The 26,963-nt window shown below is 54.0% G+C and carries 31 protein-coding genes, 1 pseudogene and 1 riboswitch; of the genes and pseudogenes, 29 read left to right on the plus strand and 3 right to left on the minus strand.

Going from position 1 to position 26,963, the window contains the following annotated elements:
- Positions 1–58: 58 nt before the first annotated feature.
- The 15 genes from deoB (at position 59) to lysA (ending at position 13,395) form a co-directional block, all read left to right on the plus strand.
- Positions 59–1,246: a phosphopentomutase gene (deoB, locus tag N685_RS0111515; protein WP_272945230.1), complete on the plus strand. Its 1,188-nt coding sequence runs from the start codon at positions 59–61 to the stop codon at positions 1,244–1,246.
- A gap of 23 nt (positions 1,247–1,269) precedes the next feature.
- On the plus strand, positions 1,270–2,097 hold the full coding sequence (locus tag N685_RS0111520) for a purine-nucleoside phosphorylase (RefSeq protein WP_031408495.1): 828 nt from the start codon (positions 1,270–1,272) through the stop codon (positions 2,095–2,097).
- A 14-nt stretch (positions 2,098–2,111) separates the two neighbouring features.
- Entirely contained in the window at positions 2,112–3,413 is a 1,302-nt protein-coding gene (locus tag N685_RS0111525) for a pyrimidine-nucleoside phosphorylase (RefSeq protein ID WP_031408498.1), read from the plus strand.
- Between the two features lie 166 nt (positions 3,414–3,579).
- On the plus strand, positions 3,580–4,755 hold the full coding sequence (locus tag N685_RS0111530; protein ID WP_031408500.1) for a D-alanyl-D-alanine carboxypeptidase family protein: 1,176 nt from the start codon (positions 3,580–3,582) through the stop codon (positions 4,753–4,755).
- Between the two features lie 125 nt (positions 4,756–4,880).
- A complete protein-coding gene (gene spoIIAA, locus N685_RS0111535) occupies positions 4,881–5,231 on the plus strand; it encodes an anti-sigma F factor antagonist (RefSeq protein WP_011231792.1) in 351 nt (116 codons plus the stop codon).
- A complete protein-coding gene (gene spoIIAB, locus N685_RS0111540) occupies positions 5,232–5,672 on the plus strand; it encodes an anti-sigma F factor (protein ID WP_011231791.1) in 441 nt (146 codons plus the stop codon).
- A gap of 13 nt (positions 5,673–5,685) precedes the next feature.
- Entirely contained in the window at positions 5,686–6,438 is a 753-nt protein-coding gene (gene sigF, locus N685_RS0111545) for an RNA polymerase sporulation sigma factor SigF (protein ID WP_031408502.1), read from the plus strand.
- A 371-nt stretch (positions 6,439–6,809) separates the two neighbouring features.
- The gene (locus tag N685_RS0111550; protein WP_031408504.1) at positions 6,810–7,433 is read left to right on the plus strand and encodes a stage V sporulation protein AA; all 624 of its coding nucleotides are present in this window, start codon (positions 6,810–6,812) and stop codon (positions 7,431–7,433) included.
- Positions 7,420–7,851 carry a stage V sporulation protein AB gene (locus N685_RS0111555; RefSeq protein WP_031408505.1) on the plus strand — a complete coding sequence of 144 codons (432 nt, stop codon included), beginning with the start codon at positions 7,420–7,422 and terminating at the stop codon, positions 7,849–7,851. Before N685_RS0111550 ends, N685_RS0111555 begins: the two co-directional genes overlap by 14 nt.
- A gap of 17 nt (positions 7,852–7,868) precedes the next feature.
- The gene (locus N685_RS0111560) at positions 7,869–8,300 is read left to right on the plus strand and encodes a SpoVA/SpoVAEb family sporulation membrane protein (protein WP_031408507.1); all 432 of its coding nucleotides are present in this window, start codon (positions 7,869–7,871) and stop codon (positions 8,298–8,300) included.
- A gap of 15 nt (positions 8,301–8,315) precedes the next feature.
- Entirely contained in the window at positions 8,316–9,344 is a 1,029-nt protein-coding gene (spoVAD, locus tag N685_RS0111565) for a stage V sporulation protein AD (protein WP_031408509.1), read from the plus strand.
- A gap of 39 nt (positions 9,345–9,383) precedes the next feature.
- The gene (locus tag N685_RS0111570; protein WP_031408511.1) at positions 9,384–9,734 is read left to right on the plus strand and encodes a SpoVA/SpoVAEb family sporulation membrane protein; all 351 of its coding nucleotides are present in this window, start codon (positions 9,384–9,386) and stop codon (positions 9,732–9,734) included.
- Positions 9,735–9,739: 5 nt separating this feature from the next.
- Entirely contained in the window at positions 9,740–10,351 is a 612-nt protein-coding gene (locus N685_RS0111575; protein ID WP_031408513.1) for a stage V sporulation protein AE, read from the plus strand.
- Positions 10,299–11,777: a spore germination protein gene (locus N685_RS0111580; protein WP_031408515.1), complete on the plus strand. Its 1,479-nt coding sequence runs from the start codon at positions 10,299–10,301 to the stop codon at positions 11,775–11,777. Before N685_RS0111575 ends, N685_RS0111580 begins: the two co-directional genes overlap by 53 nt.
- Positions 11,778–12,075: 298 nt before the next feature.
- Positions 12,076–13,395, plus strand: coding sequence for a diaminopimelate decarboxylase (gene lysA / locus N685_RS0111585; protein ID WP_031408518.1), 1,320 nt, complete (start codon positions 12,076–12,078; stop codon positions 13,393–13,395).
- Between the two features lie 73 nt (positions 13,396–13,468).
- Here lysA and N685_RS0111590 read toward each other — a convergent pair whose 3' ends face one another.
- Positions 13,469–14,347, minus strand: a complete 879-nt coding sequence (locus N685_RS0111590) for a DUF1002 domain-containing protein (RefSeq protein WP_031408520.1) — start codon at positions 14,345–14,347, stop codon at positions 13,469–13,471.
- 185 nt (positions 14,348–14,532) lie between these two features.
- On the opposite strand from N685_RS0111590, the gene N685_RS0111595 reads away from it, so the two are divergent.
- The 7 genes from N685_RS0111595 to N685_RS0111625 all read left to right on the plus strand — a co-directional run bounded on the left by N685_RS0111595 (position 14,533) and on the right by N685_RS0111625 (position 19,521).
- Complete coding sequence (locus N685_RS0111595) at positions 14,533–14,973, plus strand: peptidylprolyl isomerase (RefSeq protein ID WP_031408522.1); 441 nt, start codon at positions 14,533–14,535, stop codon at positions 14,971–14,973.
- Entirely contained in the window at positions 14,963–15,097 is a 135-nt protein-coding gene (locus N685_RS20160; protein ID WP_272945219.1) for a hypothetical protein, read from the plus strand. The genes N685_RS0111595 and N685_RS20160 overlap by 11 nt, the downstream gene beginning before the upstream one ends.
- 159 nt (positions 15,098–15,256) lie before the next feature.
- Positions 15,257–15,389: riboswitch (FMN riboswitch) on the plus strand.
- A 209-nt stretch (positions 15,390–15,598) separates the two neighbouring features.
- Positions 15,599–16,744: a bifunctional diaminohydroxyphosphoribosylaminopyrimidine deaminase/5-amino-6-(5-phosphoribosylamino)uracil reductase RibD gene (gene ribD / locus N685_RS0111605; RefSeq protein ID WP_031408524.1), complete on the plus strand. Its 1,146-nt coding sequence runs from the start codon at positions 15,599–15,601 to the stop codon at positions 16,742–16,744.
- The gene (gene ribE, locus N685_RS0111610; protein WP_031410595.1) at positions 16,699–17,343 is read left to right on the plus strand and encodes a riboflavin synthase; all 645 of its coding nucleotides are present in this window, start codon (positions 16,699–16,701) and stop codon (positions 17,341–17,343) included. The genes ribD and ribE overlap by 46 nt, the downstream gene beginning before the upstream one ends.
- A gap of 22 nt (positions 17,344–17,365) precedes the next feature.
- Positions 17,366–18,559 carry a bifunctional 3,4-dihydroxy-2-butanone-4-phosphate synthase/GTP cyclohydrolase II gene (locus N685_RS0111615; RefSeq protein ID WP_031408526.1) on the plus strand — a complete coding sequence of 398 codons (1,194 nt, stop codon included), beginning with the start codon at positions 17,366–17,368 and terminating at the stop codon, positions 18,557–18,559.
- 20 nt (positions 18,560–18,579) lie between these two features.
- Positions 18,580–19,044 carry a 6,7-dimethyl-8-ribityllumazine synthase gene (ribH, locus tag N685_RS0111620; protein ID WP_031408528.1) on the plus strand — a complete coding sequence of 155 codons (465 nt, stop codon included), beginning with the start codon at positions 18,580–18,582 and terminating at the stop codon, positions 19,042–19,044.
- Between the two features lie 120 nt (positions 19,045–19,164).
- Complete coding sequence (locus tag N685_RS0111625) at positions 19,165–19,521, plus strand: GNAT family N-acetyltransferase (RefSeq protein WP_031408530.1); 357 nt, start codon at positions 19,165–19,167, stop codon at positions 19,519–19,521.
- Positions 19,522–19,543: 22 nt separating this feature from the next.
- On the opposite strand, the gene N685_RS0111630 is transcribed toward N685_RS0111625, so the two are convergent.
- Complete coding sequence (locus N685_RS0111630) at positions 19,544–20,083, minus strand: DUF309 domain-containing protein (protein WP_031408532.1); 540 nt, start codon at positions 20,081–20,083, stop codon at positions 19,544–19,546.
- A 186-nt stretch (positions 20,084–20,269) separates the two neighbouring features.
- Between N685_RS0111630 and N685_RS0111635 the strand changes: the two genes are divergently transcribed.
- The 3 genes from N685_RS0111635 to N685_RS0111645 all read left to right on the plus strand — a co-directional run bounded on the left by N685_RS0111635 (position 20,270) and on the right by N685_RS0111645 (position 22,275).
- Positions 20,270–21,028, plus strand: a complete 759-nt coding sequence (locus N685_RS0111635; RefSeq protein WP_031408534.1) for a segregation/condensation protein A — start codon at positions 20,270–20,272, stop codon at positions 21,026–21,028.
- A 179-nt stretch (positions 21,029–21,207) separates the two neighbouring features.
- A complete protein-coding gene (gene scpB, locus N685_RS0111640) occupies positions 21,208–21,864 on the plus strand; it encodes an SMC-Scp complex subunit ScpB (protein ID WP_031408536.1) in 657 nt (218 codons plus the stop codon).
- An 18-nt stretch (positions 21,865–21,882) separates the two neighbouring features.
- On the plus strand, positions 21,883–22,275 hold the full coding sequence (locus tag N685_RS0111645; protein WP_031408538.1) for a hypothetical protein: 393 nt from the start codon (positions 21,883–21,885) through the stop codon (positions 22,273–22,275).
- A 129-nt stretch (positions 22,276–22,404) separates the two neighbouring features.
- Here N685_RS0111645 and N685_RS0111650 read toward each other — a convergent pair.
- Positions 22,405–22,608, minus strand: a pseudogene (locus N685_RS0111650) (DUF2935 domain-containing protein); the annotation flags it as partial.
- Between the two features lie 140 nt (positions 22,609–22,748).
- Here N685_RS0111650 and N685_RS0111655 point away from each other — a divergent pair.
- The 4 genes from N685_RS0111655 (at position 22,749) to N685_RS0111670 (ending at position 26,921) form a co-directional block, all read left to right on the plus strand.
- Positions 22,749–24,062: a Fe-Mn family superoxide dismutase gene (locus N685_RS0111655; protein ID WP_031408542.1), complete on the plus strand. Its 1,314-nt coding sequence runs from the start codon at positions 22,749–22,751 to the stop codon at positions 24,060–24,062.
- A 588-nt stretch (positions 24,063–24,650) separates the two neighbouring features.
- The gene (locus N685_RS0111660; RefSeq protein WP_031408544.1) at positions 24,651–25,799 is read left to right on the plus strand and encodes a D-alanyl-D-alanine carboxypeptidase family protein; all 1,149 of its coding nucleotides are present in this window, start codon (positions 24,651–24,653) and stop codon (positions 25,797–25,799) included.
- Positions 25,792–26,388, plus strand: a complete 597-nt coding sequence (locus tag N685_RS0111665) for a nucleoside recognition domain-containing protein (RefSeq protein WP_031408546.1) — start codon at positions 25,792–25,794, stop codon at positions 26,386–26,388. The genes N685_RS0111660 and N685_RS0111665 overlap by 8 nt, the downstream gene beginning before the upstream one ends.
- Entirely contained in the window at positions 26,388–26,921 is a 534-nt protein-coding gene (locus tag N685_RS0111670) for a spore maturation protein (protein WP_031408548.1), read from the plus strand. The genes N685_RS0111665 and N685_RS0111670 overlap by 1 nt, the downstream gene beginning before the upstream one ends.
- Positions 26,922–26,963 lie beyond the last annotated feature (42 nt).

The raw sequence follows: 26,963 nt of genomic DNA on the forward strand, positions 1-26,963 counted from the left end.
TTTCGTGAAAATACGGGAACGATAGAAAGAGACTCCATATTCATTGCAGGCAGGGGGAATAAATGTGAAAGCGACGTACCGGCGCGTCTTTTTGATTGTGATGGATTCCGTCGGCATCGGCGAGGCGCCGGATGCCGAGAAATACAACGACAAAGGAGCGGATACGCTCGGCCATATCGCCGAGCATCGCGGCGGCCTTCATCTGCCGAATATGGCGAAGCTCGGCTTAAGCCATATTCGTGAGATCAAAGGGGTTCCGAAAGTCGATCGCCCGCTGGCGTACTATACCAAAATGAAGGAAGCCTCCGCAGGCAAAGATACGATGACCGGCCATTGGGAGCTGATGGGCCTTCGCATTGACAAACCGTTTCGCGTGTTTCCGAATGGATTTCCGGATGAATTGATCGCCGAGCTTGAGCGGCGCACCGGCCGGAACGTGATCGGCAACAAACCGGCGAGCGGAACGGCGATTATCGAAGAACTTGGCGAAGAGCATATGAAAACAGGGGCGCTCATCGTCTATACATCAGCCGACTCCGTTTTGCAAATCGCCGCCCATGAACAAGTGGTGCCGCTTGAGGAATTGTACCGCATTTGCGAAATCGCTCGTGAATTAACGCGCGACGAGCCGTATATGGTTGGGCGAGTCATCGCCCGACCGTTCATCGGTGCACCCGGCCATTTTGAACGAACCGCCAACCGGCACGACTATGCGCTTAAGCCGTTCGGCCGAACGGTGATGAATGAATTGAAAGACGCCGGTTATGAAGTGATTGCCATCGGGAAGATCGCCGATATTTACGACAATGAAGGAGTTACCCAATCGTTGCGAACGACATCCAATATGGACGGAATGGATAAGCTCATCGACACGCTCGGCATGGACTTTACCGGGTTGAGTTTCGTCAATCTCGTCGATTTTGACGCCAAGTACGGCCATCGCCGCGATCCAAAAGGTTACGGCGATGCACTGGAGGAGTTTGATGCCCGGCTCGCCGATGTGCTGCCGCGTCTGAAAGAAGACGACTTGCTGATCATCACGGCCGATCATGGCAACGACCCGGTGCATCACGGAACCGACCATACGCGCGAATATGTGCCGCTTTTGGTGTACAGCCCGCGCTTTCAAGGCGGAAAGCCGCTCCCGATCCGGGAGACGTTCGCCGATGTCGGCGCTACGATTGCGGATAACTTCCAAGTCAATCGGCCGCCGCACGGCATCAGCTTTTTGGCTGATCTGGATTAATTTTGGATGAGGAGGAAAAGAGGATGGATCGGCAAGCCATTGAAAAAGCCGCTCGTCATTTGCGGCCATTGATGCCCGCGCCTCCTAAAATCGGCCTCATTCTCGGCTCGGGGCTCGGTGTGCTCGCGGATGAAATCGAAGAGGCGGTTCGCATTCCGTATGAGGAGATTCCCGGCTTTCCGGTGTCGACCGTTGAAGGACACGCTGGACGGCTCGTGTATGGCCGGCTTGAGGGGGCGACCGTTGTCGCCATGCAGGGGCGGTTTCATTATTATGAAGGGTATTCGCTTCAGGAAGTGACGTTTCCCATCCGGGTGATGAAGGCGCTTGGCGTCCGGGAATTGATTGTGACAAACGCTGCCGGCGGCGTCAATGAACGATTCCAGCCCGGCGATTTCATGATCATCTCCGATCACATCAACCTGCTGGGCACAAATCCGCTCATAGGGCCGAATGATCCAGAACTCGGCCCGCGTTTTCCGGACATGACGGAAGCGTACAGCCGGCGGCTGCGCGAGCTGGCCAAGGAAACGGCGGCGAGACTGAGCGTTCGTGTGCATGAGGGGGTGTATGTCGCCAACACCGGGCCGTCGTACGAGACACCGGCAGAAATTCGCATGGTGCGTACGCTCGGCGGTGATGCGGTCGGCATGTCGACCGTTCCGGAAGTGATCGTCGCCCGCCATGCGGGCATGGAGGTGCTTGGCATTTCGTGCATTTCGAATATGGCGGCAGGGATGTCGGATTCCCCGCTTCACCATGATGAAGTGGTCGAAACGGCGGAGCGGGTAAAGACGGATTTTTTGCGGCTCGTGAAAGCGATTGTCGCTGAAATGGCGAAATCAAAATGAAAAAGGTGATCGCGATGCGAATGGTCGATTTGATTGCGAAAAAGCGCGACGGAAAGGCGCTGACGAAGGAAGAAATTGAGTGGATCATCCGCGGCTATACAAACGGGGACATTCCGGATTATCAAATGAGCGCGCTCGCGATGGCCATTTATTTTCGCGGTATGACGGACGAAGAAACAGCGGCGTTGACAATGGCGATCGTGCATTCCGGCGAAGTCATTGACTTGTCACGGATTCGCGGCGTGAAAGTCGATAAACATTCGACCGGCGGGGTCGGCGATACGACGACGCTCGTGTTAGGGCCGCTTGTTGCTTCTGTCGGTGTACCGGTGGCGAAAATGTCTGGGCGCGGCCTCGGTCATACGGGCGGCACGATCGACAAACTGGAGTCCGTACCCGGGTTTCATGTCGAGATCAGCAAAGACGAGTTCATTCGACTTGTGAATGAAAACGGAATCGCTATTATCGGCCAAACGGGCGATTTGACACCAGCTGACAAAAAGCTATATGCGCTTCGTGATGTGACGGCGACCGTCAACAGCATTCCGCTCATTGCCTCATCGATCATGAGCAAAAAAATCGCTGCCGGGGCGGATGCCATCGTCTTAGATGTGAAAACAGGCGCCGGGGCGTTTATGAAAGAGCTTGACGAGGCGCGCCGCCTCGCACGGGCGATGGTGGACATCGGCAAGCGCGTCGGCCGCCGGACGATGGCGGTCATCTCTGACATGAACCAGCCGCTCGGCTATGCCGTCGGCAACGCCTTGGAAGTGAAAGAGGCCATCCATACGTTAAAAGGAAATGGTCCGCGCGATTTGACCGAGCTATGTTTGACTCTCGGCAGCCATATGGTCTATTTGGCGGAGAAGGCGCCGTCGCTTGATGAGGCGCGCCGCTTGCTTGAAGAGGCGATTCGCAGCGGGGCCGCCATCGCGGCGTTCAAGACGTTTTTGGCCGCTCAAGGCGGAGATGCATCGGTCGTCGACGATCTGGACAAACTGCCCAAGGCGGCCTATACGTCGACTGTCACGGCGGCTGCCGACGGCTATGTCGCCGAGATGGCCGCCGATGACATCGGCACAGCCGCCATGTGGCTCGGCGCCGGCCGGGCGAAAAAAGAAGACACGATCGATTTGGCGGTCGGCATTGTGCTCCATAAAAAAATCGGCGACCGCGTGCAAAAAGGGGAAGCACTCGCCACGATTCACAGCAACCGGCCAGATGTGCTTGACGTGAAAGAAAAGATCGAGGCGGCTATTCAGCTGTCGCCGCAGCCGGTTGCTCGGCCGCCGCTCATTTATGAGACCATCGTATAGAGAGGGGCGCCGGCGATCCGCAAGGAAAGAAGCAATTACTCAAGAAGAAAACGCCTGAAACACGTGTTTCGGGCGTTTTTTTTGTTTTTTGGAAAATGAGATGTTTTTTGTATAAAAATATCTTGCCTGGAAAAAATGTCATGTATAAAGAATGGAGGTTTGGGAGATGAAAACGACAGTCACTCGTCTTCTTTTATTGCCGTTTCTTCTTTTTCTTCCTCTTTCTGCCCATGCCGAGGCGAAAGAGATGAAGGAGGCGAAGGTGAAGCTGGCCGATGAGGCGAAATCAGCCATTTTAATCGAACGCGACACCGGCAAAGTATTGTATGAAAAAAATGCCCATGAACCATTGCCGCCGGCAAGCATGACGAAAATTATGACGATGTTGTTGATCATGGAAGCCATCGATGAAGGAAAGCTGTCCTACAATGAAAAAGTGCGGGCGAGCGAATACGCCGCGTCAATGGGTGGATCGCAAATTTTCCTTGAGCCGGGCGAGCAAATGACCGTCGATGAGCTGCTGCGCGGCATTGCCATCGGTTCGGCCAACGACGCGTCGGTCGCTATGGCTGAGCAGATCGCCGGGTCGGAAGAAGCGTTTGTAGAAATGATGAACGAAAAAGCAAAACAACTTGGTTTAAAAAACACCCATTTCGCCAATGCGACCGGCCTGCCGGCGGAACATCACTACAGCAGCGCTTATGATATGGCCATGATGGCGCGCGAACTGTTGAAGTATGAAGATATTACGAAATATACGAGCAAATACGAAGACTATTTGCGCGAAAATACGGACAAAAAGTTTTGGCTTGTCAATACGAACCGGCTTGTCAAATTTTATCCGGGTGTTGATGGCCTAAAAACCGGATATACAGCGGAAGCGAAATATTGTTTGACCGCCACGGCGAAAAAGAACGGCATGCGCGTCATTGCTGTTGTGTTTGGAGCGCCGACGCCGAAATCGCGCAATGCTCAAATTACGAAGATGCTCGATTACGCGTTTTCCCAATATCGGACTCATCCGGTGTACAAACGGAATGAAACAGTTGCCCGTGTCAACATAAGCAAAGGCAAACGGCCATCCGTTGAAGCGGTGACGTCGGAGCCGGTGTCGGTGCTGACGAAAAAAGGGCAGTCGGTCGAGCAAATCGAGAAAGTGATCAGAGTGAAAGACGATGTGAAAGCACCCGTTCGCAAAGGCGATGAGATTGGCGTTCTCATTTTAAAGCAGGATGGAAAAGAAATTTTGCGCAGCCCGCTTGTCGCCAAGCAAACAGTCGAAGAAGCGAGCTTTTGGGACTTGTTTAAGCGGGTGTTTAGCCGCTTTGTGCAGGCGGGATAATGTCAAGTTTTGCCGTCTTTTTGCTCTCTTTGGCGAACGACCACTAGTTTTGTCGGGCGGCAGGATTTCCAGTGGACTGCAGCGAAATGTCTCCATATCCTGAAATGGACAAGGGGGAACACGCTGTGAGTCTCGCGATCGACTTGGAAGTGAAGCAAGATGTGCTCATCGTTCGCCTGTCTGGGGAGCTTGACCATCATACAGCCGAAGAATTGCGTGAACAAGTGACGGATGTGCTCGAAAACCGAGCGATCCGTCATATCGTGCTCAATTTAGGGCAATTGACGTTCATGGATAGTTCCGGCCTCGGCGTCATTCTCGGACGCTATAAACAAATCAAAAACGTCGGCGGGCAGATGGTCGTATGCGCCGTATCGCCGGCCGTCAAACGTCTGTTTGACATGTCGGGGCTGTTTAAAATCATCCGCGTTGAGGCGGATGAACAATTCGCCTTGCAAGCATTGGGGGTGGCGTAAATGCGCAACGAAATGCACCTCCAATTTTCTGCCCGCAGCGAAAATGAATCGTTCGCCCGCGTGACCGTGGCAGCGTTCGTCGCTCAGCTTGACCCGACGATGGACGAACTGACGGAAATTAAAACGGTCGTCTCGGAGGCGGTGACAAACGCGATCATTCACGGCTACAACAACGACCCGAACGGCATCGTCTCCATTTCCGTCATTATTGAAGACGGTGTCGTCCATTTGACAGTGAGAGACGAAGGAGTCGGCATCCCTGACATCGAAGAAGCGCGTCAGCCGCTGTTTACGACAAAGCCGGAGCTCGAGCGGTCAGGAATGGGGTTTACGATTATGGAGAATTTCATGGATGAAGTCATCGTCGAATCGGAAGTGAACAAAGGGACGACCGTGTATTTGAAAAAGCATATTGCGAAAAGCAAAGCGCTGTGTAATTGAGGGAGACATGCCTATGGATGTCGATGTCAAGCAAGATCAGACGCCAATCAAAGACCAGGAGATGAAAGAGCTGATCCGCCGCAGCCAAGAAGGCGACCAAGAAGCGCGTGATGAAATTATTGAAAAAAACATGCGCCTCGTCTGGTCGGTCGTCCAACGCTTTTTAAACCGCGGCTATGAAGCGGATGACTTGTTTCAAATCGGCTGCATCGGCTTGTTAAAGTCGGTCGATAAATTTGATTTGTCGTATGACGTCAAGTTTTCGACGTATGCTGTGCCGATGATCATTGGGGAGATTCAGCGGTTTCTTCGCGACGACGGCACCGTCAAAGTGAGCCGTTCGCTGAAAGAAATGGGCAACAAAATCCGCAAGGCGAAAGATGAGCTGTCGAAAACGCGCGGGCGGGCGCCGACGGTTACGGAAATCGCCGACCATTTAGGCATTTCGCCAGAGGACGTCGTTCTCGCCCAAGAGGCCGTCCGCACGCCGACGTCGATTCACGAAACGGTGTACGAAAACGACGGCGATCCGATCACGCTGCTTGATCAAATCGCTGACACCGACGAGGCGTCATGGTTTGACAAAATCGCCTTAAAAAAAGCGATCGAAGAACTCGACGAGCGCGAGAGGCTCATTGTCTATTTGCGCTATTACAAAGATCAAACCCAGTCCGAAGTGGCATCGAGGCTTGGCATCTCTCAAGTGCAAGTATCCCGGCTGGAAAAGAAAATATTGCAGCACATAAAGGACAAAATGGATGGATAGTCCATTTTGTCCGCATGGGTGTGTTCAAAATGGATGGATAGTCCATTTTGTCCGCATGGGTGTGTTGATTAACCCATCAAAACCGGATGAGAAGACTCTGTTCCGAACTTTTCTACCGTAGTGGACAACAAAATGGACGGATGTCAATTCATCGGCGGTGAACCATGAATTGCATCCGTCTTTTGGTGTGCAAGCGCATCTTGGAACGATTTTTCCGGAGCAAGCAACAAAAGTCTAAAAAAGAATGGGCGTTTTTTGCCCATTCTTTTCTATTTTTATGAAATCAATGGTGAACGCCGACAGGCCGCATGATTGGTGTTTTTGCCAACCAAACTAAAGAAAAACAAAATGGGGGCAAAGGTGTGAAGCAAATGGCCAACACCGTATTTATCAAGCCGCGCCATCGCGTGCAAGTCAAGCCCGGGGCGGTGGTGACGCTCGGACAGGCGGCGCAAATCGCCGCGCCGGATGGCGGGCTCATTCCGCGGTTGAAGACGATTCCGCTCTATCGCATCCAGCCTAGCGATAAAAATATCGTCATCATTGATACGATGCAAATGATCCGGGCTGTGCTTGATGTGGATTCGTCGCTTGATGTGCAGATGATTGGTCCACCACAGACGATCATTGAAGTCGTCTATGAAAAACGGAAGGTTTCGACCGCTTCCTTCGTTCTCGTCTGGCTTCTTTTGTTCGTCGGTTCGGCGATGGCGATTATGAACTTTCACGAGGACGTCAGCATGCAACGGGTGCATCGCCATCTGTACGAGATGATGACCGGCCAAGCGGTCGATAAACCGCTGCTTTTGCAAATTCCATATTCGCTTGGGCTCGGCATTGGGATGATTTTATTTTTCAACCACTGGTTCCGCAAACGAATCAACGAGGAGCCCAGCCCTCTTGAAGTCGAAATGTTCAACTACCAGCAGGCCATTGACCAGTATGTCATTTTGCATGAAAACAAGGAAAGCATGAGGCACCTTGACGACGCTTGAGATTTTGCTGGTAGTGTTCGTCGGCTTCGCAGGAGGGTTGGCGGTCGGAACCGGATTTGTCGCCTTTTTGGTCGTGCTTGGCGTCATCCCGCGCCTGACGCAGCTGACGAAAACGCCAAAACGCATTCACGCCTATGAATGGGGGGCTATAGCTGGCGCCATCGTTGGCGGTTGGATGAGTTTGCGCCATTCGGTCTGGCATTTATCTAAATATTGGATGGCCCCGATCGGGTTGTTGCATGGCGTGTTTATCGGAATGCTCGCTGCCGCTTTAACAGAGGTATTGAACGTTTGGCCGATTTTAGCGAAGCGGATCGGCATAGATGATAAAATCGTCATTTTGCTCATGGCCATCGCTTTTGGCAAGGTGGCGGGCTCGTTGTTTCATTGGCTTTATTTTGTCGATCACTTTCGCTGACAAAGGGGGAAGGAAACGTGGGATTAAAATCTGATTATGTCCGCGAGGTGAAGGCGTTTCAGCCTTCTCCCCCATACGCCGCCAATGCGGTAAAAGCGTTTCTTGTCGGCGGGGCGCTTTGTGCGCTGGCGCAATGGCTCGCTGATTGGTATGGCAGAACGTTTGCCGCTTCGCCGCTCGAGGCCCATCTATGGGCGTCTATGGTGATGGCTGGATTGGCAATTGTGCTGACGGCCATCGGGAAATATGACGATTTCAGCCAATTTGCTGGCGCGGGGGCGACGATGCTCCTTACAGGGCTGGCCAATGCGCTTGCCAGCGCCGCTATCGAGCATCGAAGCGAAGGATGGACGGCCGGGGTGGCCGGACAGATGTTGAAAGCCGGCGGAGCAGCGGTCATTTATGGACTGGTTGCCGCCTATGTGCTCGGCCTTCTTTGGCCGCAATGAAAAGAGGGATGGGCCATGAAGCGTGTCGGGAAGCAAACATGGGTGTTTGATGACGATATTTACATTCAGGCGGCCGCCGCGGCGGTCGGGCCGCTTGAAGCGGATGGGCCGCTCGGAAGCTACTTTGACATTTGCCATCGCGATGTGTATTGCGGCGAAGCGACGTGGGAGCTCGCTGAGCGGCGGCTGATGCGGGAGGCGGTGGATTGCTGTTTGCAAAAGGCGGGCATCTCCGCCGAAGAAGTCGATTTGTTTTTGGCCGGTGATTTATTAAACCAAAATGCGACATCGAACTATGTCGCCCGTGAGCTGCCGATCCCATTTCTCTGCTTGTTCGGCGCTTGCTCGACTTCGATGCAGACGCTGGCGGCCGCCGCCGCTTTCGTTGCCGGTGGATTGGCTGACCGAGCGCTTGCAGCCACAAGCAGCCATAACGCAACAGCGGAGCGGCAGTTTCGCTATCCGACTGAACTGGGGGTGCAAAAGCCGAAAACGGCGACGTTTACGGTCACCGGCGCCGGTGCGGCGCTCGTCGGTCGAGCTCCAGGGCGTTGGCGCATCCGGGCGGCGACGATTGGCAAAGTCATTGATGCCGGCTTGAAAAACCCGCTCGATATGGGGGCGGCCATGGCCCCGGCGGCAGCCGATACGATCGAGCAGCATTTCCGTGACTTAGGCGCATCGCCAAGCGATTACGATTTGATCGTCACCGGCGACTTGTCGCGCGTCGGCAGCGTCATCGTCCGCGAACTGCTTGCTGAATCAGGCTGGGATGTGACCGACGTTTACAACGATTGCGGGCTGATGATTTATCGGCCAGATCAAAAGGTGTTCGCCGGCGGCAGCGGCTGCGCGTGCTCGGCGGTCGTCACGTACGGGTATTTGCTTCAAGAGCTCGCCCGCGGGACGTTTCGACGCCTGCTTGTCGTCGCTACTGGAGCGCTCTTGAGTCAAACGATGGTGCAGCAAAAACAGTCGATCCCAGCGATCGCTCACGGCGTCGTCATTGAAGCGGCTGGACAGGAGCCGGATTTGCCGCCGTAGGACGTCTTTTATTTGGGAACGATCAGGAGGGAATGTGACATGGAATACGTCCGCGCCTTTCTCGCCGGCGGGCTGCTGTGCGCCATCGTTCAGCTCATCATCGACCGCGGCAAATGGACGCCGGCTGGCGTCGCTGGTTCGCTTGTCGTCCTTGGCGTGCTTCTTGGCTTTAGCGGCGTCTATGATTCATTCGTCGCTTGGGCTGGCGCCGGGGCGACGATGCCGCTATGCGGATTTGGGTATTGGTTGGCGAAAGGGGCCATGGCAGAACCGCGGCCAGAGGGATTTGTGGAAACCGGAGCAGCGGTGTTCCGATTTGCCGGTGCCTTGTTCGCTTTTATCGTGGCCGGCTCGTTAGCCGCGGCGCTTACTTGCAAACCGAAAGGGTAGAGATGATGGAAAAACGACGAGTCATTTTAGTAACGGATGGGGACGAGTTTGCCTGCCGGGCGATTGAGCGGGTCGCCGCGGAGATCGGCGGCCGTTGCATTTCCCGTTCGCAAGGCAATCCGACGAAACTGAGCGGCGAACAGTTGGTTGAGCTCATTTTGCAAACGCCGTACGATCCAGTGTTTGTCATGTTTGACGATTGCGGCGCCCTCGGGGAGGGGACCGGAGAGCAGGCGCTTCGCTATGTGGCGACGCATGAGCAAATCGAAGTGCTCGGGGCGCTGGCGGTTGCCTCCAATACGCACCAGCATGAATGGACAAAAGTGCATGTGAGCGTCGACCGTGACGGTGTGATGACTGAATATGGGGTCGATAAAGAAGGCGTCCGGGACCTCGAGATCGGGCGGATCAATGGCGATACCGTCTACTGCCTTGATCGGCTGAACATTCCGCTCATCGTTGGCATCGGCGACATCGGCAAAATGGGGTACCGCGACCATGCGAAATACGGAGCGCCGATTACGCGCAGGGCGGTCGAGTTAATTCTCGAAAGGAGTGATGGCCATGCCGGAAAAAGAAAAGAAACCGAAAGCGCCGATCGCGAAACGGCTCGTTGACAACGCGAATTTTTTGCAACAGCGGATCGGCGTCGGGACAAGCTTTGATTTAGGCGTGCGGAAAATCCATGTCCTAAACCGGGAAGTACATATTTACTACTGCAACGGTTTATGCGACACACAATACATTATCGAATTGTTAAAACAAATTGTGCGCGTCAACGATGATGAACGCCAGGCGTCCCAAGCGTGGCAGATCATCGAAAATCGGCTCGTCCATCAGCAAGTCAGTCCGGTGACGAGCCTCGACGAAGCGGTTGACAAGCTGCTGTCGGGCTTGATCATCGTCTTGATTGAAGGTGAATCGACTGGATTTGCTGTCGACGTCCGCAGTTATCCGGGTCGTCAGCCGCAAGAGCCGGATACGGAAAAAGTTGTGCGCGGCGCTCGCGACGGGTATGTTGAAAACATTATTGTCAACACGGCGCTCACCCGCCGCCGCATCCGCGACGAGCGGCTGCGTTTTGAAATTTTGCAAGTCGGCGAGCGGTCGAAAACGGACGTATGCATCGCCTATATTAAAGACGTCGCTGACCCGGGGCTTGTTGAACTCGTCAAGAAAGAGTTGCAGCAAATCAACGTCGACGGATTGACAATGGGCGACAAAACAGTCGAAGAGTTTTTAGTCAAGCAAGGATACAACCCGTACCCGCTCGTCCGTTACACCGAAAGGCCGGATGTAGCAGCGACGCACTTGCTTGAAGGGCACGTGCTCATTATGGTCGACACATCGCCAAGCGTCATCATCACGCCGACAACCTTTTTTCACCACGTCCAGCATGCCGAGGAATACCGGCAGTCGCCAGCGGTCGGGACGTTTGTGCGCTGGGTGCGGTTTTTAGGCATTTTGACGTCGTTGTTTTTGCTGCCGCTGTGGGTGCTGTTCGTCCTTGAGCCGTCGTTGCTGCCCGAATCGTGGGCGTTTATTGGGCCGAACAAACAAACGAACATCCCGATCATTGTGCAAATTTTGCTCGCTGATTTTGGAATCGAGTTTTTGCGGATGGCAGCCATTCATACCCCAACGCCGCTATCAACCGCGATGGGTTTAATTGCCGCTGTCTTGATCGGACAAATCGCCATCGATGTAGGGTTGTTTGTGCCGGAAGTGATCTTGTACATTTCGGTGGCGGCGATCGGGTCCTTTGCGACGCCAAGCTATGAGTTGAGCGTGGCAAATAAGATTTCTCGATTGGCATTAGTCATTCTTGTCGCCTTGTTTAAAGTGCCCGGGCTCGTCATTGGCACGACCGTTTATTTGCTTTGGCTGACCAGCATCCGCTCGCTTAATACGCCGTACTTATGGCCGTTCATCCCGTTTGATCCAGCGGCATTTATGCAAATTGTTGTCCGCCGTTCGGTCGCCGGAGCGAGAGTGCGTCCGAGCATTGTTCACCCGCAAGACCGGCAAAAACAACCATCATGACAAGAACGATCCACTTGGAAGCGGCCGCTTCCATCTATTGGCGGTCGCTTTTTTCGTTTTAGCGCTATTGCAACTTTTGTATAATTATGATAAGTTATATTTAATTGCTTGCACTGATGACGTTGCCTCCGTGCAAGCACGTTTGCACGGGCGGAATGGGCGGGTGTGCGGCCTTCCGTTTCAAGGCAGAGCCGATGGCGCCCTGCGGTTTTCCATTTTGTAAAGGCAGTTGCCGATTTTGCAAACTGTCTTTTTTGCTTTTGCCGTGCGATTTCGATAGAGGAATGAGGGGTTTGCGATGTTTTTTCACGGGACAAGCCGAGTCAATGAACAGGGACATTTGGAAATCGGCGGCGTCGATGTGGTCGAGTTGGCCAAAACGTATGGAACGCCGCTTTATATTTATGACGTTGCGTTGATCCGCGCGCGGGCGCGCGCGTTTAAAGAAGCGTTCCGACGCCGCGGCGTGCGGGCGCAAGTCGCGTATGCCAGCAAGGCGTTTTCCACCGTCGCCATCGTGCAGTTGGCCGCTGAGGAGGGACTGTCGCTTGACGTCGTTTCAGGCGGTGAGTTGTATACGGCGCTCGCGGCCGGCTTTCCGCCTGAGCGCATCCACTTTCATGGAAACAACAAAAGCCGCGACGAATTGGCGATGGCGCTTGAACACGGCATCGGCTGCATCGTTGCCGACAACTTTTACGAGCTCGAGCTGATTGAAGGGTTGGCGGAGTCATTCGGCCGAACGGTGCCGGTTTTGCTCCGCGTCACGCCGGGAGTTGAGGCGCATACACACGATTATATTTTAACTGGACAGGAAGATTCAAAGTTCGGCTTTGACTTAAACAACGGTCAGGCGGATGAAGCGTTCCGGCGCGTCATGGCGTCGGCTGCGTTTCAGCTGCTCGGTGTTCATTGCCATATCGGCTCGCAAATTTTTGAAACAGCTGGGTTTGTGCTTGCGGCGCAAAAAGTGTTTGCCAAGCTGGCTGAGTGGAACAGAGCGTACGGGTTTATCCCTTCGGTCGTCAATCTTGGCGGCGGCTTTGGCATCCGCTATACGGAGGAAGACGACCCGATTCCGGTGACAGCGTACGTCGACTGCATCGTGGAAGAGGTGAAAAGACAGGCCGAAGCTTGCCGCTTGCCGTTGCCAGAAATTTGGATCGAGCCGGGCCGGTCGCTCGTGGGTGATGCTGGAACGACGATTTATACGATCGGTTCGCGCAAAGAGGTGCCCGACGTCCGCACCTATATTGCCGTTGACGGCGGCATGAGCGACAACATTCGGCCTGCACTCTACGGGGCAAAATACGAAGCTGTGTTGGCCAATCGAGTGTTGGATGAACGGACGGAAGTCGTGTCAATCGCTGGGAAGTGCTGCGAGTCGGGGGATATGCTCATTTGGGATCTTGCGTTGCCGGAGGCGAAGCCGGGCGATTATTTGGCTGTTTTTTGCACCGGCGCGTACGGTTACTCGATGGCGAACAACTACAACCGTCTGCCGCGCCCAGCCGTTGTGTTCGTTGAAAACGGCGATGCCCAGCTCGTTGTGAAACGAGAGACATATGAAGATTTGATCCAACATGATTTGCCTTTGAAAACGAAAGTGAAAAAGTGAAGGCCGCCGGTTGAAAAGAGAACGGACTTCACCAAAACAAGGCGCCCGTTGCTTTTTGGGCGCCTGCTTTCTTTTATTGTTGATTTGAAGAAAATGCCGATTTGATCGCGTTCCAAATTTCTTTGAAGATGTCGATAAGGTTTTGAATGAACGTTTTCCCTTCTTCTGACCGCAAAAACGCCGACAGCTGTTCTTTCGCTTTGCTCAACTGGTCGTTGACTTGATCCCAGTTGATGTCGGCGTTTTGCATTTTATGAAAGAGAGAAATAAGGCTGTTGATTTCATTCTCGCTCAGCGTAATGCCAAGGTCGTTGGCGATTTTTTCAATCAAAGCGCGCAAATCTGCATCTGTCTTCGGCGGGTGGTTGGCGATTTCTTGTTTGATTTTCGCCAGCAGGGCGACCGCTTTGTCCGCGCCGATCGAATCGGCGAGCTTCGCCGTCTGCACCATTTCCTCGTTCGCCACTTTTTTGACATCATCAGGGATGGCTTGGTCCGAGGAAATTTCATACGCCTTCATCAGCCCCGTCAGCGCTGCGGTGCCGGAAACCGGGAATGGGGCGGTGATGTAAATATCGGCATCTTTCACCCCTGCGGTGATCAAGGCGTTTGTATACATCTCTTTCGTCACCCATGTGATGTTGTGCGTTTCGACATGAAGCCCCGAGCCGGGCTCTTTTATCGTGATCATCGACGATGAGATGGCGCGCGTGCCGATTTGCGCTTTCGGAATGAGTCCGTCCAAATATTTATGTTCTTCAGCATTCGAGACGGTGACCGTCTGTGCCCCGTCCGGCGCTTTCATTTCCTCAAGCACTTTTTGTTTTTGTTCATTGGTTAAGTTTTCACCAAGTGTGACAATGACGTCGCCCGGAGCGGCATCGGCCGCTGCGATGCCCGGAGATGCCAGCAGCGCCGCTGCCAGCAGCGATGAAGCGATCGCTCGTTTCACATCACTCGCCTCCTATTTACGAAAAATGCATTATCATTATACCGTACGCTAGCCTGCTTGGCTATCGGAAAAACGCGACGCGGTCAGGCGACGCACGAATTGGAAAAGACATTTTTTCTTTTGTTTCACTTGGCAACCATGGTATGATAAAAGCAGCTGTGATGTCCAAAAGGAGCTGAATGCTTGTGGCGAAAAAAGGATATATTTTAATGGAAAATGGAGGAAAAATAGAGTTTGAGCTGTTTCCGAATGAAGCGCCAATCACAGTCGCCAATTTTGAAAAACTGGCGAATGAAGGATTTTATAACGGGTTGACGTTTCATCGCGTCATCCCTGGATTTGTCAGCCAAGGAGGATGTCCACGCGGCAACGGAACGGGCGATGCCGGGTATACGATCCCGTGCGAGACGGACAACAATCCCCACCGTCACGTTGCTGGGGCGATGTCAATGGCGCACCGCGGCCGCGACACTGGGAGCTGCCAGTTTTTCATCGTCCACGAACCGCAGCCGCACTTAGACGGGGTGCACACCGTTTTTGGCCAAGTAACATTCGGCATGGATGTGGTCAAGGCGATGAAAAACGGCGATGTGATGAAGGAAGTGAAAGTGTTTGATGAACCGTAAACAGCGCATGAGCGAGGATGATCGGATTGTTCGAAACAACTGGCGTTTGTTTTTCTTTTTGCTGGCGGCCAGCCTGTTGTGGGGAGCAGCATATTGGATTTGTATAGATGCTACGAAGATGTAACATATCCTTGACGGAAAAGCGGTTTGTCCATTTTCGACAGTCGATCCCGTCCTCGGCAAAAGCTGCAAATGGTAACGCTTCAAATGGCATCTATATGGATTGCCAATTGATGATGCCTTGCTGTGAAATGTGGTATAATGAGCATAATGAATATAGCCATGCATCCTTCGGGGCAGGGTGAAATTCCCGACCGGCGGTGATGGGGCTTTCCGTCCCTCAGCCCGCGAGCCGAAAGGCAGGATCCGGTGCGATTCCGGAGCCGACAGTATAGTCTGGATGGGAGAAGGATGCCAATATGCGCACGGCTGTTTTCGGCCTGTTCAGACCGCATGGGCAGCGTCTGTCGGCCGACTAGGCATGGCAGTATCTTTTGCTTCCGACCGGCCGGTATAACTTGGATAACGAACATGTGTTTGTTTTGCGCATCATTGGCCATTCTCTCAACAACAATAAAACCCCCGGGGGATTCCTGGGGGTTTTGATCGTTAAGGGGGGAATGTCGTGCATAACGATGAACATTATATGCGGCTTGCACTCGAGGTGGCCAAAGCCGGAGTGGGGCAAACGTCCCCCAATCCTGCCGTTGGCGCGGTCGTTGTCAACGGTGGGACGGTCGTTGGGCTTGGCGCTCATTTGAAAGCGGGTGAGCCGCACGCTGAAGTCTATGCGATCCGCATGGCCGGTGAGAAGGCGCGCGGCGCGACGGTGTACGTGACGCTGGAGCCGTGCAGCCATTATGGAAAAACGCCGCCATGCGCCGATTTGCTCATCCAAGCCGGCGTCCGTCGCGTCGTCGTTGCCACGACCGACCCGAATCCGCTTGTCGCTGGAAAAGGGATTGCCAAGCTGCGCCAAGCAGGCATTGACGTTGATATCGGCGTATTAAAAGACGAAGCAGACGAACTGAATCGGATGTTTTTCCACTATATCGCAACGAAAACGCCGTTTGTGACATTGAAGTTCGCGTGCAGCCTCGACGGCAAAATCGCGACGGCGACGGGGGAAAGCAAATGGATTACGTCTGAAGCGGCGCGCGAAGACGTGCATCGCCTCCGCGCCCGGCATGATGCCATTTTGGTCGGCGTCAACACCGTTTTGACCGACAACCCGAAGCTGACCGTCCGTCTTGGGGAAACGCGGAAAAACCCGTTGCGCATCGTTTTGGATACAACGTTGCATACGCCGCTTGATGCCCATGTCGTCGCTGACAAGGAGGCAGAAACGTGGATCATCACCGGCAGCGGCGTCAGTCGGGAACAGATAGCGGCATACGAGCGCTTCGGAGTGCGCGTATTTTCGATGCCGACGGAGCGGATCGATGTCTGCGATGTGCTTCGTCTGCTTGGCGAGCAGAAAGTGATGTCGCTGTTTGTCGAGGGCGGCTCGCGTGTTCATGACAGCTTCCTCCGCGCGGGAGTGGTCAATGAGGTCATCGCTTATATCGCTCCGAAGCTGATCGGCGGCTGCGGGGCGCCGACGCCGGTCGGAGGCCTTGGTTTCGCTCGGCTTTCTGAAGCGATGGAGCTTGACATCCGCTGCATCGAGACGATCGGCCCGGATATTAAAATCGTCGCCGCGCCGAAACGGAAGGGGGAATCGTTGTGTTCACGGGCATTATTGAAGAGATCGGCACGATCGAACAAATGAAGCAAACCGGCGACGCCATCGTGATGACGATCGGCGCCAAGCGGGTGCTCGAAGATGTGCGCCTTGGCGACAGCATCGCCGTCAACGGTGTCTGCTTGACTGTCACATCGTTCACCGAACGGCAGTTTACGGTCGATGTCATGCCGGAGACGGTGAAAGCGACGGCGCTAAAGACATTAAAGCCGGGATCGAAGGTGAATTTGGAGCGGGCGATGGCGGCCGGAGGACGGTTTGGCGGCCATTTCGTCACTGGGCATGTGGACGGCGTCGGACGCATCATCCGGCAGTGGCCGAAAGCAAACGCCGTCTACTATGAAATCGAAGTGCCGACCTCACTGCGCGCCTATATGATTGAGAAAGGGTCGGTCGCTGTCGACGGGACAAGCCTGACGATTTTCGGCCTGAGCGAGCGCACGTTCATCGTTTCACTCATTCCTCATACGCGCGAGGCGACGATTTTAGGCGAAAAGCGGCCGGGTGATCTCGTCAATATCGAGTGCGACATGATCGGCAAGTACGTCGCCGCTTTCCTCACCGCGAAAGCAATGCCGCCCTCCAAATTGACGATCGAATTTTTGGAGCAACACGGCTATAAATAAGAGGAAAAAGGGGGCAAGCTGGATGTTTGACACGATTGAAGCGGCGCTTTCAGCGCTGAAAAACGGCGAAGTGATCATCGTTTGCGATGACGAAGACCGCGAAAATGAAGGCGATTTTGTCGCGCTGGCCGAAAAAGCGACGCCGGATGTCATTAACTTTATGATTACTCATGGCCGCGGGCTCGTCTGCGTGCCGATTACGGAGGAGCTGGCGGCGCGCCTTGATTTGGAGCCGATGGTCACCCATAACACCGACGCGCACGGCACAGCGTTTACTGTCAGCATTGACTACAAAACGACGACGACAGGAATCAGCGCCTATGAACGGGCGGCGACGATTCAGGCGCTGCTCGACCCGAATGTCAAAGCAAGCGACTTTAGACGGCCTGGACACATTTTTCCATTGATTGCGAAAAAGGGCGGCGTTCTTCGGCGCGCCGGCCATACGGAAGCGGCGGTCGATTTGGCTCGGTTGTGCGGCGCGAAGCCGGCCGGCGTCATTTGCGAAATCATTAAAGAGGATGGAACGATGGCGCGTGTTCCTGATTTACGGCGCATGGCCGACCAGTTTGGGTTGAAAATGATCACGATCAAGGATTTGATCGCCTATCGGAGCCAGCGGGAAAAGCTGGTGAAACGGGAGGTGGATGTTTGGCTGCCGACCGAATTCGGCGAATTTCGGGCCATCGGCTACACGAACGTGCTTGATGGGAAAGAGCATGTGGCGCTTGTCAAAGGAGAGATCACCCCGGATGAGCCGATCTTGGTGCGCGTCCATTCCGAATGCTTAACCGGCGACGTATTTGGTTCGTACCGGTGCGACTGCGGTCCGCAGCTGCATGCGGCGCTCAGGCAAATCGAAGCAGAAGGGCGCGGGGTGTTGCTGTACATGCGCCAAGAAGGGCGCGGCATCGGCCTTATGAACAAGTTGCGCGCTTACAAGCTGCAGGAGCAAGGCTATGACACAGTCGAGGCGAACGAAAAGCTCGGCTTTCCAGCTGATTTGCGCGATTATGGCATCGGGGCGCAAATTTTGAAAGATCTCGGTGTAACGAAAATGCGCCTGCTCACGAACAATCCGCGCAAAATCGCCGGTTTGAAAGGGCATGGACTCGAAGTGGTTGAACGGGTGCCGCTCGAGATGCCAGCGAAAAAGGAAAATGAGAAATATTTGCGCACGAAACATGAAAAATTAGGGCATATGCTTCATTTTTGATGATGGGAGGAACAATGAACATGCGTGTCATTGAAGGAAATTTAGTCGGCACCGGGTTGAAAATCGGCATCGTCGTCTCCCGGTTTAATGAGTTCATCACCGGTAAGCTTTTGTCAGGGGCGATCGACGGCTTGACGCGCCATGGCGTGAGCGACCATGACATCACGGTCGCCTGGGTGCCCGGTGCATTTGAAATCCCGCTTGTGGCGAAAAAAATGGCCGAATCGAAGCAGTTTGACGCTGTCATTACGCTTGGCGCTGTCATCCGTGGGGCGACGAGCCATTTTGACTACGTCTGCAGCGAGGCGGCCAAAGGCGTTTCCCACGCGGCGCTTTCTAGCGGCATTCCGGTTATTTTCGGCGTTTTGACGACCGATACGATCGAACAAGCCATTGAACGAGCCGGCACAAAAGCGGGCAATAAAGGATGGGAAGCGGCGGTTTCGGCGATCGAAATGGCGAATGTTCTGCGGGCGCTTGCGTAATTTGCGTAAAAAGGCATGAAATGGTTCACAATATCGGTGAGAATGTTTATAATACGTATAGAGAAAATGACAAAAACTTTTCCATTTCGGAAAAGCGCTTGTCGATAATGAGGGATTTTTATGTTAATCCGTTACCGAAAAAATTACGAGAAAATCGCCATGGGGCTGCTGTCGTTTATGCCGACGGAAAAAGATCTGAAACGGCTGCAGCAGACGATGAAACAGTATGAAACGAACAGCGATTGGCAGCTGTTTTTATGGAAAGAAGGGGATGACATCGTCGGCATTATCGGCGTCCTGCTGCGCGCTCCCGATGTTGTGGAAATCCAGCACATCAGCGTCAATCCGTCATACCGCCATCAGGGAATCGGAAAACAGATGGTCAAGGCATTGAAAGAGGCGTACCCGGGTCGCCGATTGTGCGCCAACGAATGGACTGCCTCGTTTTTTGATAAATGCCATGCATGCAACGAATAGCGAATCGAACGCGATGTTGCGTTCAGGCGGGCGGCGGAGGGGGAGAAAAGCCATCCCCTTCCGCTTTGGCCCGCTTTTTTTGTTCGCGTGTGGCGATGATGTCGGAGCGGTCGCGTCGCCGGTGTTTATCTACAAGATCAAGGTTGGCTAAGTCGCTTGCTTGTCCCCAAACGAGCTGCCGATGGGTGCAGGCAGCCTGGCATTGCTCGTAAAGGGAACGATCACGAATCGGCAGTTCGACGCTTTCGTACGGTTCGCCGCGGGCGATCCGCTGAGCCGTTTCGTCGAGCAAGCGGGCGAGCGCCTCCTCATCGAGGCCGAGCCGCCGGATCATCTCTTGCGCTTCGTCAAGCAGCGCCCGCGCCCGTCGAATGAGGCGCAGCGCTCCCGAGACGTTGCCGCGCCGGTAATGGTAAAAAGCGACTGCCGTTTGAATGAGCACAAGCCAACCTTTTTTTCGACCGTCTTGTTTCCAATGTTCCTCCAAAATTTCGTGACATTCAAAGTAATCGCGGTCGCTATGGAAATGGATTAAATACTCGATATATGCTTTTGGGTACATTGGCCATCATTCCTTTCAAAAACGGGCGCGTCATGTGAGAACGGACGGCTCTCCTTCGATTATACGACTTTGGCGGCTTGCGGAGCAAAAAAAGCTGTTTTCCGTTCGCTTTGCCGCTTCGTTATGATACAATAAATATATTGCAGCTGGGGACGAGCCGGACGGTGGCTCTGGAAAAATGGTGGGATGGATGTGCAATTGCCGTACAACGTCAAAATCGAAGCGTTTGAAGGGCCGCTTGATCTGCTTTTGCATTTGATCAACCGCTATGAAATCGATATTTACGATATTCCGGTCGCGCAAATTACGGAGCAGTATATGGCGTACATTCACGCTATGCAGGAGCTTGAGTTGGATATCGCCAGCGAATATTTAGTGATGGCGGCCACCTTGCTGGCGATCAAAAGCAAAATGCTGTTGCCGTCCTCTAATAATGAGGAAGCTGTCGACGGCGACATCGAGTGGGTCGATGACGGCGACCCGCGTGAGGAGCTGACGCAGCGGCTGCTTGAATATAAAAAGTTTAAAGAGGCGGCGCGCGAACTGAAGCGGCGCGAAGAGGAGCGGGCGCTTTTGTTTACAAAGCCGCCGAGCGACTTAAGTGGATACGTTGATGAGAAAAAGGCGGCGCCGCTTGATGTGAACGTATATGATATGCTTGGCGCCTTGTCAAAGCTGTTGCGCCGCAAAAAACTGCAAAAACCGATGCGGGCGAAAATCGCCCGCCAAGATCTTTCCGTCGAACAGCGCATGGCGGAAATTTTGCATGAACTAAAACAGGCGAACGGGCGGAAAAACTTTTACGAGCTGTTTCCGTCCTACGATCGTTCGTATATCGTCGTAACGTTTTTGGCCATTTTAGAGTTGATGAAGCGAGGCGAAATTATCGTTGAGCAAGAACGGAATTTCAGCGATTTGTTTCTTGCGGTGAAACCAACCGGCTGAGGCGGTGCGGTTTGGCCGCGGCGGTTTGCTGCGGCGGGCCGCTTTTCTTTTGTTGTTTGTTTGCCCATGCCATGATAAGACGGAGAGTTGACTCACATTGGGAGGAGAAGGCTTGGGAAACGACGAAAACAGGAAGAAAGGAGGAGGAGCGCCAACGGGTTTGGCGCGGCAGAAGGACGATGGAACAAAACGGAACGGGAAAAACGGGCGGCGCCGGCGCGCTCAAGCCGGCAAAGGCGATTGTAGAAGCGCTGTTGTTTGCTGCCGGTGACGAAGGACTGTCGCTTTCGCAAATTGCTGCTGTATTGGAAGTCAGCGAGCTGGAAGCAAAGGCGGTGATCGCTGAACTGCAGGAAGACTACCGCCGCGAAGAACGCGGCATCCAACTGATGGAGCTGGCCGGCGTGTTTCTGCTGGCGACGAAAAAAGAGCACGCTCCGTACTTAAAAAAGTTGGTCGAGGCGCCGGGGGCGTCGCCGCTATCGCAGGCGGCGCTTGAGACGCTTGCCATTATCGCATACCGCCAGCCGATTACGCGCGCGGAAATTGAGGAAATTCGCGGCGTAAAAAGCGACAAACCGTTGCAGACGCTCATGGCGCGGGCGCTTATTAAGGAAGTCGGTCGCGCCGAAGGAACCGGGCGGCCGATTTTGTACGGGACAACCCCGGAATTTCTCGATTATTTCGGGCTAAAAACGCTTGAGGAGCTGCCGCCGCTGCCGGAATGGACGGATGATGGCGAATCCGAGCGGGAAGCAGATTTATTTTTCGAAAAATTGGCAGAAAATTTGAGCGACAAGCAGCCGGAATATGGTAAACTAAAGAAAAACGGCTGATCGGGAAGGAGAGCGCTCATGAACGTTTGCCGCCTGTACGGTGAAGAGCTGCAAAAGTCGCAATCGAACACGTTTGAAGACTATTTCAACCGCTCGGAAGTCACGTACCGCGACGGGGGCGAAGAGCGGACGCTGTCTGTGTTGTATTTGCGCCATTTTGAGGGGGCGCTGCTTGATTTGCTGCCGTATGAAAGCGATCCTCTGTTTACGGCTAACGGGCGCGACATTCATTTGCGCGACATCATTGCTCTTGTCTGTTTATGGAAAAATCCATTGTATCGGCAGCGAAAGCGCGTTTATATTCATGATGAAGAGGAATTGCGCCGTTATTTTGTTGAGATAGACGCCAAAACGCTGCAGGCGCTCGTCGGTGAATGGGCGGAAACCGGCACATGCCGCCTGCCGGAGTGAGCCTCGTAGCGAAACGAAAGCGGGGGCGGTTCTTTGCGTGGCCGATCAAGGGCCGCGTGGAATGGCTGCTCAAGCTGCTATACGTTCAAGAAAAAGCGGTTCCTTCGGGCGAACCGCTTTTCTTATGGACTATTGTGTGCGCGGCTTTGCCGGATCGCACGCCGGCGGCTTCACTTCGCCGGTTGTTTCCTCCAGCTTTTGCAAGTAGTAGCATTCTTCGTGCGCCATATGGTCAGCCATCAGCGGCGACAGCACGCCGAGCACTTCTTGGTTCAGTTCCATGTCTTCAAGCTCATGCAAAAAGCTTTGGAAAATGGCCATCTCAAGTTCAATTTTCGTTGTCTTTCCTCAATGATGACTGACCTCGCTCTTATATGTATGTGTAGCTGGAAATTTGGGTGAATGCGGACAAGAACGATTTGCCCATGAAAGCATACGATATGGCGAACAAAACAGGAGGAGGTTTTTACCAAATGGATGATCAGGTGTTGTTCGCCGAATACGCGGCTAGGGTGAACGAATGGGGAAATCAAGTCAAGGAGACGCTCGCTTTGCGTGGGGCGAGCACGGAGGGCGCTTCGTCGTTGCTCGAGTTTATTGCCGAGCAGGATGGCGAGTGGACGGAAGAGGCTGTCCGCGAGCTTCAGCGCCTTGCCGATGATGTGTATGTCGGTGCGCTTCGCCAATATGTGATGGAAGCGGCTGCGTGGGGAAGACAAGTTGAGCAGGCGCTGTCTGCGCGCAGGACGACTGAGGATGTCGGGCTTTCATCTCTGTTGGCGTACATCGATGGACACGGCGATGAATGGACCGAAGAAGCGATTTACGAACTTCAGCGTCTTGTCGATGACGTATATACGCGGGGCATGCGCCTGGCTGATTCGTCAACTGCCGAGCGGGAAGAAGAGGCGACGCAAGAACAAGTCAAAGGGGAATCGGTGTTGCCTGAGCCGGAGGGTGAAAATAAAGAGAACGAAGACGGATGGCTTGACACCAGCGGGACGGCGGAGCGGATTGAGGACGGCCAAGAGCCGGCTTTTATGGTGGAGTTCTCCGACTCGTTGCCTGATATCGCTGACGGCGAGCCGGGCCAAGCGGACGACGTGACCGATGGAAAGCAGCGCTGGGTGGATGCAGACGACAGCGGTGAGCCGCGTCAACAAGTGGCGCCCGGCCGTCATGTCTTGCCGCCGCTGCCGTATCGTTATGATGCGCTCGAGCCGCATATTTCCGAAGAAATCATGCGCCTACACCATACGAAGCATCATCAAAGCTATGTCGACGGTCTCAATCAGGCGGAGCGGATGATGGCCGAGGCGCGCCGGACGAACAATTTTGATCTGTTGAAACATTGGGAGAGGGAAGCGGCGTTCCACGGCTCCGGGCATTATTTGCATACCATCTTTTGGTACAACATGCATCCAGAGGGCGGCGGCGAGCCGCGTGGGGACCTGAGGGCGCAAATCGAGCGCGATTTTGGCAGTTTTGCCGCCTTTCGCCGTCATTTCACTGAAGCGGCGAAAAGCGCCGAAGGGGTCGGTTGGGCGTTGCTCGTTTGGGCGCCGCGAGCGCACCGGCTGGAAATTTTGCAGGCGGAAAAACACCAGCTCATGGCGCAATGGGATGTGATCCCGCTTCTTGTGCTTGATGTGTGGGAACATGCCTACTATTTGCAATACAAAAATGATCGGGCGGCGTACATCGAGCATTGGTGGAACGTCGTCAACTGGCGCAACGTCGAGGAGCGCTTTCATGAGGCGCGGAAGCTTCGTTGGCAGCCGTTTTAAACGGGCTGGGGGGACCCCCTGCCCGTTTTTTTTGTTGGGGAGAGGAGGCGCTGCATATAGATGCAACGAAGAAGTGGAACAGATCCTTGACGGAAAAGCGGTTTGTCCATTTTCGACTGTCGAAGCAAGCCTGTGGCTTGCCTTCGTCACGCCAAGGCGTGATGGAAGACCGAACCACCGCCTGCTTCACAGACCCATCGATGGGTCTGGAAGCGGCGTTGTTCGGTCGCTCGACAGTCAATCCAATCCTCGGTAAAAGCTGCAAATGGTAAAGCTGTAAATGGAATCTGTACAGATCAAGCAGGACACCTGTCCACCGTTTCGGGGAGCGGCTTTCTCTTTGCAGGGAAAATGTCATCAACGCGCCCAGAACAAGCGCCAGAGCGGAAGGCTGTCCCCCCTTGCAACGACATTTTTTCATCATATTTGTCCCATCGAGGCATACACTTGTACAAAACGCGGCTTTGGGGTTCAGCCTGTTTCCGCTGCGACGTTTCTTTGGCTGCGGCCCGTTCAGCCTAATCGGAAAGGAGGAACAGGCGATTCCTCCTCGCTCCTTCAAGGAGGGGGGATCCTCGCCGATATGAGATGAATAAGCAGAAGCGGCTCATTGCGCTTATTCTTGCACTCGCTGCGGGGATCATGGCATTTGTTCCAGAGCGGATGCGTGCTATGGATGGAGTGAGCGCAAAAAGCGCGATTTTGATAGAGCAGCATTCCGGGCGGGTTTTGTTTGCCAAGGATGCCTATACAAAACGGCGCATCGCCAGCATTACGAAAATTATGACGGCCATTTTGGCGATTGAATCGGGGAAGATGGACGACACAGTGAAGGTCAGCGCCCGCGCTGTCCGGACCGAAGGGTCGTCGATTTACTTGCGCGAAGGGGAAAAAATCAAACTGCGCGATTTGGTATATGGGCTGATGCTTCGTTCCGGCAACGATGCGGCGGTTGCCATCGCGGAACATGTTGGCGGCAGCGTTGAAGGGTTTGTTTTTTTAATGAACCAAAAAGCGGCTGAAATCGGGATGCGTGATACCGAGTTTGCCAATCCGCATGGACTCGACGATGCGGAAAACCATTATTCGACTGCCTATGATATGGCGTTGCTTATGCAATATGCGATGAAAAATAAAGAGTTTCGCCGCATCTCGGGGACGAAGGTGTACCGCGCCCCCGCTCCGCCTGGCGAAGACGGCGCGCGTGTGTGGCGGAATAAAAACAAGTTGTTGACCAGTCTTTACGAATATTGCACCGGGGGCAAAACCGGCTATACGAAACGGGCGCACCGCACGCTGGTGACGACAGCGTCCAAAGGAGGCATCGATTTGATCGCTGTGACATTGGATGCACCGGACGATTGGAATGACCATATCGCTATGTACGAGTATGGATTTTCCCATTATCACATCGCCAAAGTGAGCAGCGAGCGGGTGGTCGACAAAATTTCTGATCCATTTTACCGCGGGCGGCTACAGGCGGTCCGCGATTTGCAATATCCGGTGACCGATAAAGAGGAGAACGGGCTGCGAGTGAAAGTGTATTTGCTGAAGCCGCGCAAGAAATGGGAAAAATACCCAGAGCAAGCGCCGACAGAGGTCGGGAAGGCGGTGCTTTATTTGCATCAAAAGGCGGTTGATTCGGTGCCGTTGTTGTATGAACCGGGAAAGGAAGGAAGCGGCCGAGGGCTTTTATGGCAAGCATTTCGCTTTTTAGGTGTGAGAAGCGATGGTTAATCTCATTTGGGTGATGATGGCAGTCATCGGCATTGTCTTTGCGGCAGTCAACGGAACGATGGATGAAGTGAACAAAGCAGTGTTTGAAAGCGCCAAAGAGGCGGTGACGATCAGCATCGGCATGATCAGCATTTTAGTGTTTTGGCTCGGATTGATGGCGATCGCTGAACGCGCCGGCTTGCTTGACAAAGCGGCGCGTCTGTTTATGCCGCTTGTGCGCCGCCTGTTTCCGGAGGTGCCGCTCGGTCATCCCGCGCTCGGCTATATCGTCTCGAATATGGTCGCCAACATGTTCGGCCTTGGCAATGCGGCGACGCCGATGGGCATCAAGGCGATGGAACAGCTAAAAAAGCTCAATGGCGGCCGTGACGAGGCGAGCCGATCGATGGTGACATTTTTGGCCATTAACACATCAAGCATTACGCTCATTCCAGCGACCGTCATCTCGATCCGCATGACGTACGGTTCAGCGGCGCCGGGCGAGATCATTGGGACGACGATCGTTGCCTCAACGATTTCGACGATTGGGGCGGTACTAATTGACCGGTACTATTATTGGAAACGGATGCGGAAAGGCAGGAAGCCATAATGGCCATCGTCCAACTTCTTTCCGTTTGGTTGATCCCTGCGCTCATTGCTTTTATTTTGCTTTACGGTACAGCAAAGAAAGTGCCGACGTACGAAGCGTTTGTGGAAGGCGGCAAGGAAGGGATCGAGATCGCGTTTTCGCTCATCCCTTATTTGGTCGGCATGTTGGTGTCGGTCGCCATTTTCCGCGCCTCAGGGGCTCTTGATGCCATGATGGAAGTGATCAAGCCGCTGGCTGATGCCATTGGACTGCCGGCTGAGATCGTTCCGCTGGCGGCTCTTCGCACGATTTCCGGCACGGCGGCGCTCGGCATGACGACCGATTTGATTGCCACGTATGGCCCGGATTCGTTCATCGGCCGCCTTGCCTCTACGATCCAAGGCAGTACGGAGACGACGCTTTACGTGCTCACCGTCTATTTTGGCGCCGTTGGCGTCAAAAAAATGGGTGATGCGTTAAAAGTCGGCATTTTGGCCGACATTCTCAGCTTTATTGTTTCTGTTTTCATCGTTTTGTTTGTATTCGGGCGCTAGCGGCGCTTCCGTTTTGTTTTCCCGCCCAATGGGCGGTTTTTT

This window comes from Geobacillus vulcani PSS1, from assembly GCF_000733845.1.
Lineage (GTDB): Bacteria > Bacillota > Bacilli > Bacillales > Anoxybacillaceae > Geobacillus > Geobacillus vulcani.

Excerpts from the sequence above, each read along its gene's own strand:
- N685_RS0111635 (WP_031408534.1), top strand. The coding sequence starts at position 20,270 with ATGGATGTGCAATTGCCGTACAACGTCAAAATCGAAGCGTTTGAAGGG.
- N685_RS0111570 (WP_031408511.1), top strand. The coding sequence starts at position 9,384 with ATGGAATACGTCCGCGCCTTTCTCGCCGGCGGGCTGCTGTGCGCCATC.
- scpB (WP_031408536.1), top strand. The coding sequence starts at position 21,208 with ATGGAACAAAACGGAACGGGAAAAACGGGCGGCGCCGGCGCGCTCAAG.
- N685_RS0111615 (WP_031408526.1), top strand. The coding sequence starts at position 17,366 with ATGTTTGACACGATTGAAGCGGCGCTTTCAGCGCTGAAAAACGGCGAA.
- N685_RS0111625 (WP_031408530.1), top strand. The coding sequence starts at position 19,165 with ATGTTAATCCGTTACCGAAAAAATTACGAGAAAATCGCCATGGGGCTG.
- spoIIAB (WP_011231791.1), top strand. The coding sequence starts at position 5,232 with ATGCGCAACGAAATGCACCTCCAATTTTCTGCCCGCAGCGAAAATGAA.
- N685_RS0111525 (WP_031408498.1), top strand. The coding sequence starts at position 2,112 with ATGCGAATGGTCGATTTGATTGCGAAAAAGCGCGACGGAAAGGCGCTG.
- N685_RS0111580 (WP_031408515.1), top strand. The coding sequence starts at position 10,299 with ATGCCGGAAAAAGAAAAGAAACCGAAAGCGCCGATCGCGAAACGGCTC.
- N685_RS0111520 (WP_031408495.1), top strand. The coding sequence starts at position 1,270 with ATGGATCGGCAAGCCATTGAAAAAGCCGCTCGTCATTTGCGGCCATTG.
- spoVAD (WP_031408509.1), top strand. The coding sequence starts at position 8,316 with ATGAAGCGTGTCGGGAAGCAAACATGGGTGTTTGATGACGATATTTAC.
- sigF (WP_031408502.1), top strand. The coding sequence starts at position 5,686 with ATGGATGTCGATGTCAAGCAAGATCAGACGCCAATCAAAGACCAGGAG.
- N685_RS0111550 (WP_031408504.1), top strand. The coding sequence starts at position 6,810 with ATGGCCAACACCGTATTTATCAAGCCGCGCCATCGCGTGCAAGTCAAG.
- N685_RS0111655 (WP_031408542.1), top strand. The coding sequence starts at position 22,749 with ATGGATGATCAGGTGTTGTTCGCCGAATACGCGGCTAGGGTGAACGAA.
- N685_RS0111670 (WP_031408548.1), top strand. The coding sequence starts at position 26,388 with ATGGCCATCGTCCAACTTCTTTCCGTTTGGTTGATCCCTGCGCTCATT.
- ribH (WP_031408528.1), top strand. The coding sequence starts at position 18,580 with ATGCGTGTCATTGAAGGAAATTTAGTCGGCACCGGGTTGAAAATCGGC.
- N685_RS0111530 (WP_031408500.1), top strand. The coding sequence starts at position 3,580 with ATGAAAACGACAGTCACTCGTCTTCTTTTATTGCCGTTTCTTCTTTTT.
- N685_RS0111645 (WP_031408538.1), top strand. The coding sequence starts at position 21,883 with ATGAACGTTTGCCGCCTGTACGGTGAAGAGCTGCAAAAGTCGCAATCG.
- N685_RS0111630 (WP_031408532.1), bottom strand. The coding sequence starts at position 20,083 with ATGTACCCAAAAGCATATATCGAGTATTTAATCCATTTCCATAGCGAC.
- N685_RS20160 (WP_272945219.1), top strand. The coding sequence starts at position 14,963 with ATGAACCGTAAACAGCGCATGAGCGAGGATGATCGGATTGTTCGAAAC.
- N685_RS0111660 (WP_031408544.1), top strand. The coding sequence starts at position 24,651 with ATGAATAAGCAGAAGCGGCTCATTGCGCTTATTCTTGCACTCGCTGCG.
- N685_RS0111665 (WP_031408546.1), top strand. The coding sequence starts at position 25,792 with ATGGTTAATCTCATTTGGGTGATGATGGCAGTCATCGGCATTGTCTTT.
- lysA (WP_031408518.1), top strand. The coding sequence starts at position 12,076 with ATGTTTTTTCACGGGACAAGCCGAGTCAATGAACAGGGACATTTGGAA.
- N685_RS0111575 (WP_031408513.1), top strand. The coding sequence starts at position 9,740 with ATGGAAAAACGACGAGTCATTTTAGTAACGGATGGGGACGAGTTTGCC.